9 protein-coding genes are annotated in these 12,050 nt (G+C 73.5%); 2 read left to right on the top strand and 7 right to left on the bottom strand.

Annotation, left to right across the window (positions count from 1 at the left end):
* Window positions 1-165 precede the first annotated feature (165 nt).
* The 7 genes from ACFRAR_RS00305 to ACFRAR_RS00275 form a co-directional block, all read right to left on the bottom strand.
* The gene (locus ACFRAR_RS00305) at window positions 166-1,593 is read right to left on the bottom strand and encodes a sugar porter family MFS transporter (RefSeq protein WP_380693469.1); all 1,428 of its coding nucleotides are present in this window, start codon (window positions 1,591-1,593) and stop codon (window positions 166-168) included.
* A gap of 181 nt (window positions 1,594-1,774) precedes the next feature.
* Window positions 1,775-2,746: an L-histidine N(alpha)-methyltransferase gene (gene egtD / locus ACFRAR_RS00300; RefSeq protein WP_380692926.1), complete on the bottom strand. Its 972-nt coding sequence runs from the start codon at window positions 2,744-2,746 to the stop codon at window positions 1,775-1,777.
* A 44-nt stretch (window positions 2,747-2,790) separates the two neighbouring features.
* Complete coding sequence (gene egtC, locus ACFRAR_RS00295) at window positions 2,791-3,540, bottom strand: ergothioneine biosynthesis protein EgtC (protein WP_380692924.1); 750 nt, start codon at window positions 3,538-3,540, stop codon at window positions 2,791-2,793.
* Window positions 3,540-5,018, bottom strand: coding sequence for an ergothioneine biosynthesis protein EgtB (egtB, locus tag ACFRAR_RS00290; protein ID WP_380692922.1), 1,479 nt, complete (start codon window positions 5,016-5,018; stop codon window positions 3,540-3,542). The genes egtC and egtB overlap by 1 nt, the downstream gene beginning before the upstream one ends.
* The gene (egtA, locus tag ACFRAR_RS00285; protein ID WP_380692920.1) at window positions 5,015-6,319 is read right to left on the bottom strand and encodes an ergothioneine biosynthesis glutamate--cysteine ligase EgtA; all 1,305 of its coding nucleotides are present in this window, start codon (window positions 6,317-6,319) and stop codon (window positions 5,015-5,017) included. Before egtA ends, egtB begins: the two co-directional genes overlap by 4 nt.
* Window positions 6,320-6,582: 263 nt before the next feature.
* The gene (locus ACFRAR_RS00280) at window positions 6,583-7,866 is read right to left on the bottom strand and encodes an aminotransferase class I/II-fold pyridoxal phosphate-dependent enzyme (protein WP_380692918.1); all 1,284 of its coding nucleotides are present in this window, start codon (window positions 7,864-7,866) and stop codon (window positions 6,583-6,585) included.
* Entirely contained in the window at window positions 7,863-8,396 is a 534-nt protein-coding gene (locus ACFRAR_RS00275) for an SRPBCC family protein (protein WP_380692916.1), read from the bottom strand. The genes ACFRAR_RS00280 and ACFRAR_RS00275 overlap by 4 nt, the downstream gene beginning before the upstream one ends.
* Window positions 8,397-8,643: 247 nt before the next feature.
* On the opposite strand from ACFRAR_RS00275, the gene ACFRAR_RS00270 reads away from it, so the two are divergent.
* Together ACFRAR_RS00270 and ACFRAR_RS00265 are read left to right on the top strand one after the other, a co-directional pair.
* Entirely contained in the window at window positions 8,644-9,450 is an 807-nt protein-coding gene (locus ACFRAR_RS00270; RefSeq protein WP_380692914.1) for an SAM-dependent methyltransferase, read from the top strand.
* A gap of 190 nt (window positions 9,451-9,640) precedes the next feature.
* Entirely contained in the window at window positions 9,641-11,758 is a 2,118-nt protein-coding gene (locus tag ACFRAR_RS00265; protein WP_380692912.1) for a putative bifunctional diguanylate cyclase/phosphodiesterase, read from the top strand.
* Window positions 11,759-12,050 lie beyond the last annotated feature (292 nt).

The following is a 12,050-nucleotide window of genomic DNA, read 5'->3' as shown; positions in this document are numbered from 1 at the left end:
CTGACCCGGTCGCGGCGAACGGTCCCGTCGAACGGTCCCGGCCTGGCGGAACACCCCGCCCGGCGAACCTCCGCAGATCGGGCCGGCCCTGCGGAAACGATTCGGCCCCCGCCCGGCCGCGTCGTCGACGCGGGCGAGGCGGGGGCCGAGGGCCCGGCGTTCGGATCAGCCCATGTCCTCCAGCCGGACGCCCTTGGTCTCCTTCATGAACTTCGCCACGAAGAGGACCGACAGCGCCGCGAAGGCGGCGTAGACCAGGTACGTCGCCGACAGGTTCCAGCGCGACATGGACGGGAACGAGACGGTGATCACCCAGTTCGCGATCCACTGCGCGGAGGCGGCGACGGAGAGCGCGGCGGCGCGGATCCGGTTCGGGAACATCTCGCCGAGCATCACCCAGACGACCACGCCCCAGGACATCGCGAAGAACAGCACGAAGGCGTTGGCGGCGACCAGCGCCACGGTGCCCTGGAGGTCGGGCAGGGTCAGGTTGTCGCCGCTGCCGGTGGCCGAGGAGAAGGCCCAGCCGGCCGTGCCGAGCGCGACCGCCATGCCGACCGAGCCGATCAGCGCGAGCGGCTTGCGGCCGATCCGGTCGACCAGCACGATCGCGATCACGGTGCCCAGGATGTTGATCACCGAGCCGACGAAGCTGATCAGCAGCGAGTTGTTCTGGTCGATGCCGACCGACTGCCACAGGATCGACGAGTAGTAGAAGATCACGTTGATGCCGACCAGCTGCTGGAAGACCGACAGGCCGATGCCGATCCAGACGATCGGGAGCAAGCCGAAGCGGCCGCCGAGCAGGTCGCGGAAGCGCGGGCGGTGGTCGGACGCGATCAGTGCCTGGATCTCGGCGATGCGGGCGTCGGCGTCCACGCCGTCCCCCTCGACCTCGGCGAGCACCTTGCGGGCGTCGTCCAGGCGCTCGGCCTGGATCAGGTAGCGCGGGGACTCGGGGATGACCGAGGCGAGTACGAAGTAGACCGCGGCCGGGACGACGCAGATGCCGAGCATCCACTGCCAGGCCTCCAGGCCGAGCAGCTGGCCGCGGGTGTCACCGCCGGCCGCCCGTGCCAGCAGCCAGTTGACCAGCTGGGATATCGCGATGCCGAGCACGATCGCGGCCTGCTGGAAGGAGGCCAGCCGGCCCCGGTACTTGGTCGGCGCGACCTCGGCGATGTAGGTCGGGGCGATCACCGAGGCGATGCCGATGGCCGCGCCGCCGAGGACGCGCCACAGGGCGAGGTCCCAGGCGGCGAACGGCAGCATCGAGCCGACGGCGCTGATCGCGAACAGCAGCGCGCCCGCCTTCATGACCTTGATGCGGCCGTACCGGTCGGCGAACCGTCCGGCGACCGCCGCTCCGACCGCCGAGCCCAGCAGGGCCGAGGAGACGATCAGACCGGTCACGCCGCTGCCGACGCCGAACTTCTCCTGGATGCCCGAGACGGCGCCGTTGATCACGGAGCTGTCGTAGCCGAACAGGAAGCCGCCGAGGGCCGCTGCCGCGGTGATGAAGACGACGAAGCCGAGGCGGCCGGGCGCGGGGGCCTCGACCGCCCCGGAGGGCTTCTGGGTGACGCTCACGATCTGACTCCTGGTACTCAACGCTGAGCTCGGTAGCCGAGATCGTAACCCTTATTCGTTTAAGTCTTGTACACCAGGAGCTCAAGTTTCGCTCTGAGAATTCGTAAGGTGAACAAGCAAATTGAGTTGTTCGGAATGTGAGGTCCGCCGTGCGACGCGCGGCATGCGGCGCGCCGGGCACCGCTCAGGCCGGCGCGGCGAGCGAGAGCCCGAACCGGCCCTCGGGGTCGGTCCACCAGTGGCTCAGCCGCAGCCCGGCCGCCGCCAGCTCCCCGGCCACCCGCTCCCGGCGGAACTTCGCCGACACCTCGGTGCGCAGCTCCTCGCCCCGGGCGAAGTGCACCGGCAGGTCCAGGGCCGGGATCTTCACGGTCTGCGCGCGCAGCGAGCGCAGCCGCATCTCGATCCACTCCTGCTCGGGGTCCCAGAGCGCGACGTGCTCGAAGGCGTCCGGGTCGAAGTCGGCGCCCAGCTCGCGGTTGAGCACGTTGAGCACGTTCCGGTTGAACTCGGCGGTCACCCCGGCGGAGTCGTCGTACGCGGCGACCAGCACCGCCGGGTCCTTGACCAGGTCGGTGCCGAGCAGCAGGAAGTCGCCCGGGTCGAGGGCGGCGCGCAGACGGCGCAGGAAGGCCGCACGCTCCTGGGGCAGCAGGTTGCCGAGGGTGCCGCCGAGGAACGCGACCAGGCGCGGTCCACCCTCCGGGGGCAGGCCGAGCCGGGTGGTGAAGTCGGCGAGCACCCCGCGCACCCCGAGCCCGGGGTACTCGGTGGCGAGCGCCGCGCCGGCCGCGGCCAGCGCGCTCTCGCTGACGTCCACCGGGACGTACGTCTCCAGGGTGCCGAGCGCGCGCAGGGCGTCCAGCAGCAGTCGGGTCTTCTCGGAGGAGCCGGAGCCCAGCTCGACCAGGGTCCGGGCCCCCGTGGCGGCGGCGATCTCGCCGGCCCGCGCGGTCAGGATGGCCCGCTCGGCGCGGGTCGGGTAGTACTCGGGCAGCCGGGTGATCTCCTCGAACAGCTCGCTGCCCCGCGCGTCGTAGAACCACTTCGGCGGGAGCCACTTGGGCGCGGAGGTCAGTCCGTGCTGCACGTCGTGGCGCAGCGCGGTGCTGAAGTGGTCGGCGGGCAGCAGTCGGACGAGATCGAAGGTGTCCATGACAGGGTGGTTCCTCTGTTCAGAAGATGAAGGGAGAGTGGGTGTCAGTCGCGGCCGGGAAGCCGGTCCACGGTGATACCGCGCGAGTCCGCCAGCAGCAGCGAACCGTCCGGGACGGGCGTCCAGCCCGGCGCGTCGTCGTACGGCTCGGAGGCCACCACCGTGCCGAGGCCCGGCAGGGCGCGGTGGTACAGGGTGTCGCCCCAGGTGGTCGCGGCGATCGCGGTGCCGTCGGTGAGCAGCAGGTTGAGCCGGCCGGTGGTGTGCGCGGTGACGTCGGCGACGGTGGCCGCCAGCGCCTCACCCGGTCCGGCGCCGGCCCGCAGCCGGTGCAGGGTGAGCGCCCAGAGCAGCGCCGAGTCGGTGCGCGCCTCCAGCTCCAGCAGCTCGGCCGGGGGGAGCAGGGCGGCCAGTGCGTCGAGCTTGCCGGGCCAACCGGCCACCGCGCCGTTGTGGCTGAACAGCCAGCGCTCGGCGGCGAACGGCGCGGCCGCGGCCTCGCCCGCGGCGCAGCCCTCGGTGGCGGAGCGGACGGCCGCCAGCAGCGCCCGGGTGCGGACCACCCGGGCGAGGTCGGCGAACGTCTCGTCCGCCCAGACCGGCCCGGTCCGGCGGTAGCGGGCGGGCACCTCGTCCCCGTCCGCGTACCAGCCGAGGCCGAAGCCGTCCGCGTTGACCGTCCCGTACTGCTGGGCACGGGGCGCCCAGGACTGTCGGTAGAGCCCGTGCGGCGGGTGCACCAGCAACTCCCGGGGTGCCACCGGCTCGCCCAGATAGGCGATGTGACGACACATCAGGCACCCCCCAGGCCGCGCGCGGTGCGGAAACCGGCGAAGATCTGCCGTCGGATCGGGTAGTCCCAGTTGCGGAAGGTGCCGCGGCAGGCGACCGGTGCCACCGCGAAGCAGCCGCCGCGCAGCACCTTGTGCTCGGGGCCGAAGAACACCTCCGAGTACTCCTGGTACGGCCAGGCCCGGAAGCCCGGGTAGGAGCGGAAGTCGCTGGCCGTCCACTCCCACACGTCGCCGATCAACTGCCGTACACCGTAAGGAGACTGGCCCTTGGGATAGCTGCCGGCCCCGGCCGGGCGCAGATGGCGCTGGCCGAGGTTGGCGTGCTCGGGGCCGGGTGGCTGGTCGCCCCAGGGGTAGCGGCGGGAGCGCCCGGTGGCCGGGTCGTGCCGGGCCGCCTTCTCCCACTCCGCCTCGGTCGGCAGCCGCCGTCCGGCCCACCTGGCGTACGCGTCCGCCTCGTACCAACTGACGTGGAGCACCGGTTCGTTCGGTTCGACCGGTTCGACCGACCCGAAGCGGCGGCGGAGCCACTGGCCGTCCTGCCGGTGCCAGAACAGCGGGGCGGTCAGCCTGGCCCGCTGCCGGTGCGTCCAGCCCTCGGGCGTCCACCAGCGCGGGTCGTCGTAGCCGCCGTCCGCGATGAATCGCTGGTAGGCGGCGTTGGTGACCGGGGTGGTGTCCAGCAGGAAGGCCGGCAGGTCGACGGCGTGGGCCGGGCGCTCGTTGTCCAGCGCCCACGGCTCGGTGTCCGTCCCCATGGTGAACGGGCCTGCCGGGATGAGGACTTCGGTGGGCAGGGCGGCCGCGTCGGCAGGCACGGGCGGCGGCGGGGGAGCGGCGAGGGCCGGTTCGCCCTTGCGGAGCTGGTGGGTGATCAGCATCGTCTCGTCGTGCTGCTGCTCGTGCTGGGCGATCATGCCGAACGCGAACCCGGCCTCCAGCAGCGGCGCGCCCTCCAGCGGGCTGGTCGCCAGCAGGTCCAGCACCCGGCCGCGCACCTCGTGGGCGTAGGCACGGGCTTCGGCGGGCGGCAGCAGCGGCAGGCTGGGGCGCTCGGCGCGGGGGTGCTGGAAGGCGTCGTACAGCGGGTCGATCTCGGGGTGCATCGGATCGCGGCCGCCGACGTTGCGCAGCAGCCAGAGTTCCTCCTGGTTGCCGATGTGGGCGAGGTCCCAGACCAGCGGGGACATCAACGGGGAGTGCTGGGCGGTGAGGTCGCCGTCCCCGACGCAGTCGGTCAGCGCGGCGGTGCGGGCGCGGGCGGCCAGCAGCTCGGTGGCGATGCTCTCGCGCAGCGCCTCGGTGCCGAGGCCGTCGAGGGTGCTGAGGGTGCTGAGGGCGCCGAGTTCACCGGGGGCGCCGGGGGTGCTGAGTTCACCGGGGGTGCCGAGTTCACCGAGGGGGCTGGTGGGATGGGCGGTGCCGGTGTGGTCCGTGCTGTCTGCCCCGGCATTCCCGTGGGGTCGGACGTCGGTCATGATGAGGCCTCCTCCGGGGGAGTGCGCCGGGTGCCGGCGCGTAGGGCGTCCAGCTGGTCGTCGGCCGGGCAGCGGCCGTGCGCGGGGTAGCGCTCGGCGAACTCGGCGACGGTGGCGCGCAGTCGCCCGGCACCGGGCAGGCGGCCCAGGGCGGCATCGGCGGCGGCGAAGCAGGCGAGGGCGGCCCGGCGCAGCTCGGGGTCGGTCATGGCCAGGGTGGCGGCACGGCGCCAGACGTCGCTGCGCGGCGCGCGCGGACCGTCCGTCCCCGGTCGGTCGGCGGCCGCCAGCGGCTCCAGCGCGGCCCGCGCGGCGTCGGCGGCCACCGGGTCGTCCAGCAGCGCGGTGACCAGCGCGGTCGGCACCACCCAGCCGTCCCCGGGCTGGGCGTCGATCATCCGCAGCTCCAGGTGGCCGCGTGGGCGCACCGGCGGGAAGAGGGTGGTGCGGTGGTACTCCAAGTCGTCGAGCGTGGGCGGGCGTTCGCCACCACCGCGGATCCAGTCGCGGAAGGTCAGCCCGGCGGGAGCCGTCCAGGGAAGGCCCTCGGGCCGTCGCACGCACAGCACTTCGGCGTCCAGCACGTACTGCGCCCAGGCCTCGCGCGGGTTGCCGTGGTCGGGTTCCGGGGCGAGGGTGCGGGTCGGGTCCATCCGGGACCAGACCAGCTGACGGGTGGACCGGTGGCCGGTCGGACTGCCGTCCAGGATGGGGGAGTTGGCGAAAGCGGCGACCAGGACCGGGCCGAGCAGGTGGGTCAGTCGCCAGCGGCGCTCGACCGCGTGCGGGCCGTCCGCCTCGCCGGCGTCCAGGCAGACCTGCAGGGACGCGGTACCGGTCATCATGATCCGGCCCCAGGGCCCGGCGGAGTCGAAGAACCGCTCCATCGCGAGGTAGCGGGGGTGGTCCAGGACCATCCGTCGGGGGCGGGCCAGCGGATCCGTCCCGGTGCCGGTGAGTCGCAGGCCCTGCGCCGCGAAGGCGGTCCGCAGGGCGGTCAGATCGCGTCGGGTTTCCTCGACGCAGGCCAGGAGGCCGGTGGCGGGCGGGGAGCTGAGCTCGACCTGTCCGCCGGGTTCGAGCGTGAGGCGCGAACCGGAGGGGAGCGAGGCGCCGTCCGGGCCGCCGAGGGGCAGCGATTCCAGTGCGGCGTGGAGCAGTTGGGGCCGTACGGGCCGGGTAGGACATCGGTCGTCGTGGACGAACCATTCGACTTCCACCCCGACCAGCCGGGGCGGTCCGATCTTGAAGCAGACGCCCGACACGTGGCTGCGCGCCCCCGATTCGGTCAACGGGGTCACCCCCGGTGGGGGTGGTGGCGTGCTCTGCCGGTCGGGCGGAGTGGTGCGGGATGTCGGTATCACCGGACTCACCATCCTCGGGATCACGATTGCGGCCCGGTCTACCCTGCCCAGTCTGCTACGGAGCATGCGAGGGTGCCTCGCAAAAATCGCGTGAACGTTCGTTTTCGCAGGTCAGTGGCGTGGCGACCGGGTGAACGGGAGGATCTCCGGGGTCGCCGGCGCGTGGGCGCGGGCGGCGTCCGGCCGGGCAATTGCCGGGGTCACTGGCGCGGCGGGCGCGGCGGGCGCTCCAGGCACTCCAAGCGCTCCAGCCGGTCGAGGGTGGCTGCCACCACCGGCCCCGGCAGGGCGTAGTTCAGGCGCAGCGAACCCCGGCCGCCCGGACCGAAATCGGCGCCGTCGGACGCCTCCAGGCCACAGCGCTCCAGCAGCGCCCGGCGGGCCCCGGCGGGTGGCAGGCCGAGTGCGGCGGCGTCCAGCCAGAGCAGGTAGGAGGCGCGCGGGACGGAGCGGACGGCGGGTCCGAGCCGGTCGGTGAGCCGGGTGCGGGTGGCGGCGAGGTGGGCGAGCAGGGCGTCCAGCCAGGGGCGGCCCTCGCGCAACGCGGCCTGCTGCACGGTCTGTTCCAGCAGGCCGCCCTCCCAGAGGCCGTATCCGGCCAGGGACTCGGCGAACCGGGTGCGCAGTCCGGGGTCCGGGACGAGCGCGAAGCTGCTGGGAATGCCGGAGCAGTTGAAGGTCTTGCCGACGGAGTTGAGGGTGACGACGAGGTGGCGGTGTGCCGGGTCGGCGGTGGTGACGGCGACGGGGTGCGAGTGGCCGGGGTGGGTGAGGTCGCCGTGCACCTCGTCCGAGACCAGCAGTGCGCCGTTCTCCGCCGACCACGCGGCGAGACCGCGTACCGCGCCGGTCGGCCACACCGTGCCGGAGGGGTTGTGCGGGTTGCTCAGCAGCAGGGCGCCGGCGGGGCGGGGTAGGGGGCCGGGGGGCAGCCGGTAGCCGTCCGGGCCCGGGTGCAGTGGCAGTTCGCGGTGGGGGAGGCCGGCCGCGCGGCAGAGTTGGGCGAAGCCGCCCCACTCGGGGGTGGGCAGGAGCACGGGCGCCTGCGGCCGGACGGTCTCCAGGAGGACGCGCAACGCGGTGCGCGGGCCGCAGGGCAGCAGCAGGACCCAGTCCGGGTCCACCGCGGCGCCGTGCCGGGCGCGGTACCAGTCGGCCACCAGGGTCCGCCCGGCCGGGTCGCAGACCGTGTACCCGTATGCCCGGTGCCGGGTGCGCCGCTCCAGCGCCTCGGCGACGGCGGGCGGGCCGGGCAGGTCCATGTCGGCGAGGCCCATCGGGATCACCCCGGGGGCGTCGGCGCGGGCCCACTTGCTGCTGCCGGTGCCGGCGCGGTCGAAGGGGGTGTCGAAGCCGAAGTCGATGCCGGATCCGACGCCGGATCCGACGCCGGAGTCCGGGTGGGGGCCGGGGTCGGGGGTGGCGCGAACAGATGACAGATTTCGAAATCTGTCATCTGTTCGCTGAAAGCTGTCGTCTGTCATCTGTTCGCCGCCACCCCGTCACCCGCGGCCGCCCCGCCGCCGTCCACCGCCACCCCGCCCTGCCCCGCCAGGTACGCCGCGAGTCCTCGTCGTCCCCGGCGCATCATCACCGCGTGGTTCACCCGGAACAGCGGGTGCAGCGGCAGCGCGAGCCGGCGCAGCAGGGGTTTGCCGGGCCTGGATTCCTCCTCGAACAGCACCCGGCTCCCCGTTCCGCCCGTTCCATCCGCTCTGCCCGTCCCGTCCGGCGTCACCGTGAAGCGCGACCACCCGGCCAGGTCGCCCCGCATGGCCGCCTCCAGCACGCCGGCGGCCGGGTCGCGCCGGCTCGTCGCCAGGCCGATCACCAGGCGGTACGGCAGCAGCGCGCGCACCACCACGTCGCCGGAGTCCTCGCCGGTCGGCCGGACCTCGCGGACCTCCGGCCACCACAGCGGATAGCTCCGCACGTCCTCCAGCGCCGCGTACACGGCGGATGCCGGGGCCGCGAGCCGCCAGACGCCCCGGAATCGGTAGTGGTTGGGGTCCACGGGCCCACCCTAGTGGGGCCCGGCCAGCCCGAGGGGCGAACGCCGGTGGACCCTTGCCGAATCGGTCCGCGGCGCCGACCATGACCGGAGGCGAGTGTTCCGGAAACGCCCGTCGGCAAGGCGGGGTGCACTCCGCTTGCAGCTGTTCGGGGTGCGGGGGAGGATCTTCTGTGCTTGTAGTCTCATCAGTCACGGCAGCATCACCCAGGTGCTGCACCCCCAGAACCGGAGTGAAGGAGTCACAGGCATGCGGCGACCGAGCTGGGTACCGGAGGGTACGGACCTGGACAAACCGAACGCCGCCCGCGTTTACGACTATTACCTGGGGGGATCGCACAACTTCGAGGTAGACCGGGAGATGGCCCGCAAGGCGATCGCCATGTGGCCGGAACTGCCGCAGATCATGCGCTCCAACCGCGCCTTCCTGCGCCGCGCCGTGACCGTCCTCGCCGAGCGGGGCATCACCCGCTTCCTGGACATCGGCTCCGGCATCCCGACCTTCGGCGCGGTGCACGAGGTCGCGCGGGCGATCCGCCCCGAGACCGAGGTCGTCTACGTGGACCGCGACCCCGTCGCCGTCGCGCACAGCCGACTGCTGCTGGAGGACGACCACGCCAGCGCCGTCGTCCAGGCCGACCTGCGTGACGTCGCCGACCTGCTGGCCCGTCCCGAGGTCGTCGAGCTGCTGGCGGCCGGCGAGCCGGTGGCCGTGCTGCTGGTGGCCGTCGCCCACTTCGTCAGCGACGACGAGGACCCGTGGAAGCTGATCGGGGTGATCCGCGACGCCCTCCCGCCCGGCAGCGCGCTGGTCCTCTCGCACGCCTCCCTGGAGAGCCGCCCGGACCAGGCGGAGGACCACCAGAAGCTCTACCAGCGGACGCCGACCCCGCTGACCATGCGCACCCACGAGCAGATCACCGCGATGTTCTCCGGCTTCGAGCTGGTCGAGCCGGGCGTGGTCCACCTGCCGCTGTGGCGCCCGGACCAGCCCGGTACGGTCGGGGAGCACCCCGAACGGATCGCCGGCGTCGCGGGCGTGGGGATCCGCCCTTGAGCGGACGCGACGAACGAGGCACCGACGGCCGTGCGCCCCGCGCGGCGGCCGCCGGGAGCGCGGCACCGGGTACGGGCGGCGGCGGGGCCGACGGCCGCCGGACGGCCCGGGCGGCCCGGGCGGCCGCCACCGCGCCCGTCGTCGCGCCCGCCGAAACCGGCGGGTACACCAGAGGAACCAGGTTCAGCAGATGAGTACCACCCCGGTGCGCGGCAACGCGGAGCGCTTCCACGAGGAGTGGGCCCGACTGCTCTCCGCCGACCACGGCATGGCCGTCCACCCCGGCCTGCTCGGCCGGCTGGTCGCTCGCACCGCGGCGCTGCTGCACCGCGCCCAGGAGGAGGAACCGTTCGAGTCGGAGCTGGCCGCGAAGGCCGGCGCCGAGCTGGTCGACGCGCACTTCACCGACCCGGTGCTGCTGGCCCGGGCGGTCGAACTGCTCCAGGCGCAGCCCGTCCACGACGACCGCGGCCCCGCCCTGACCGGCGCCTTCGCGGCCGGCTGGGCCGCCGCCCTGCGCGAGCGCACGCTGAGCGAGCAGGAGGCGATCCGCACCGCCGCCGACACGGCCCGCAAGGAGGCCGAGCGGGCCCTGCGCGACTCCGAGGCCCGGTTCCGGGCGCTGTTCGAGAGTGCCGCGATCGGCATCGCCATCGGCGACACCGACGGCAAGATCCTGGCCGTCAACAAGGCCGTGCAGGAGCTCTTCGGAGCGGGGCCGGACGACATGGTCGGCCGCCGGGTCGACGACCTCGTCCACCCCGAGGACACCCCCGGCGTCTGGGAGGCGTACGAGGAGCTGATCGGCGGCAAGCGGGAGTACTTCCAGTTCGACAAGCCGTACTACCGCCAGGACGGAGAGGTGGTCTGGACCCACCTCACCGTCTCGCTGATCCGCGACGACGACGGCGCCCCGCAGTACCAGGTCGCGATGCTGGAGGACGTCACCGACCGCTACCGGCTCCAGGAGCGGCTGCGCTACCAGGCCACCCACGACCCGCTGACCGGCCTGCCCAACCGCGCGGCCTTCTTCGAGCGGCTGGAGAAGCTGTTCGAGGAACCCGAGCCCGGCGCCCGCTTCGGCCTCTGCTACGTCGACCTCGACGGCTTCAAGGTGGTCAACGACAGCCTCGGCCACGACATGGGCGATCAGCTGCTGTCCGCCGTCGCCGCCCGGTTGAAGGCGGCCCTCAGCCCGCTCGGCCACCTGGTGGCCAGGCTCGGCGGCGACGAGTTCGTCGTCCTGCTGGAGAAGTGCCGGGGCGAGCAGGAGGCGGTGGCCGCCGCGAAGACCGTGCTCAAGGCGCTGGCCGGGCCGGTGCTGATCGGCGACCACAAGCTCGCCGTCGGCGCCAGCGTCGGTGTGCTGGAGCGGCGGGTGTCCACCACCACCCCCGGCGCCGCCGTCCGCGCCGCCGACCTCACCCTCTACCGCGCCAAGGAGGCCGGCCGGGGCCGCTGGACGCTGTTCGACCCCAAGGAGAACGCCCGCGCGGTCAGCCGCTACGCGGTGTCGGTGCGGATGCCCGCCGCCCTCGACCGCGGCGAGTTCTTCATCGACTACCAGCCGCTCTACCGCCTCGCGGACGGCAGACTGGCCGCCGTGGAGGCGCTGGTGCGCTGGCGCCACCCGCAGCTCGGCGTGCTCGGCCCGGACGAGTTCGTCACCACCGCCGAGGAGACCGGGCTGATCATGCCGCTCGGCCGCTGGGTGCTCGAACAGGCCTGCGGCCAGGCCGCGGACTGGATCAAGCGGTTCGGTGACGTGGCGCCGCAGCTCAACGTCAACCTGGCGGTGCGGCAGGCCCGCAGCGCCGCGCTGGTCACCGACCTCGGCCGGATCCTCGACAGCACCGGACTGGACCCGGCCCGGCTGCAGTTGGAGATCACCGAGTCGACCGTGGTCGGGCCCGAGGACGAGGCGCTGCGCACCCTGCACGGGCTGGTCGACCTCGGGGTGTCGCTGGCCGTGGACGACTTCGGCACCGGCTGGTCCAACCTCGCCTACCTGCGCGACCTGCCGGTCTCCGGGCTGAAGATCGCCGGCTCCTTCGTCGGCGACCTGCACGAACCGGGCAAGGACGAGTCCACCGGCTGGCGGATCGTCAGCGGACTGGTGTCGATGGCACACGCTCTCGGGCTGAACGTGACCGCCGAGGGGGTGGAGACCCACCGGGACGCCGAGCGGCTGCGGACCATGGGCTGCGACTGGGCGCAGGGCTGGCACTTCGGGCGCCCGGTGCGGCCGGTCGAGATCGCCCGGCGGATCGTGGAGGAGCCGAAGGGGCGCCCGGTCGAGGAACGCTGACCGCTCCGGCGGCCGTGCTCCGGCGGTCCGGGGTTCCGCCGTCCGGCGGCCCCGAGGTTCGGCGGCCCGGCGGTCCCGCGGTCCGGTCCGGAAGTCAGCTCGGCAAGTCGGGTCCGGCACTCCCAAAGGTCCCGTTTTCGTACCGGTGACAGAGCTTCGGTACCGGTCCTGCGGTGGCTCGGTCCTGATCCGCGGAAGCGTCCGACACCGCTGCCCGGCATGCGGGATGATGGCGCGTCACAATCACCTCCCGGCACCGGTGCGCCCACGCTCGCGGCCTCGTACCGGTCCG

Origin of the sequence: Kitasatospora sp. NPDC056651, assembly GCF_042792155.1 — a bacterium.
GTDB lineage: Bacteria > Actinomycetota > Actinomycetes > Streptomycetales > Streptomycetaceae > Kitasatospora.
The sequence above is the reverse complement of the archived record's forward strand: the minus strand, read 5'-3'. Positions and strand labels throughout refer to the sequence as shown.

Coding starts and splice junctions, on each gene's coding strand:
- egtD (WP_380692926.1), bottom strand. CDS start 2,746: ATGGACACCTTCGATCTCGTCCGACTGCTGCCCGCCGACCACTTCAGC.
- egtC (WP_380692924.1), bottom strand. CDS start 3,540: ATGTGTCGTCACATCGCCTATCTGGGCGAGCCGGTGGCACCCCGGGAG.
- egtB (WP_380692922.1), bottom strand. CDS start 5,018: ATGACCGACGTCCGACCCCACGGGAATGCCGGGGCAGACAGCACGGAC.
- ACFRAR_RS00280 (WP_380692918.1), bottom strand. CDS start 7,866: ATGACAGACGACAGCTTTCAGCGAACAGATGACAGATTTCGAAATCTG.
- ACFRAR_RS00270 (WP_380692914.1), top strand. CDS start 8,644: ATGCGGCGACCGAGCTGGGTACCGGAGGGTACGGACCTGGACAAACCG.
- ACFRAR_RS00265 (WP_380692912.1), top strand. CDS start 9,641: ATGAGTACCACCCCGGTGCGCGGCAACGCGGAGCGCTTCCACGAGGAG.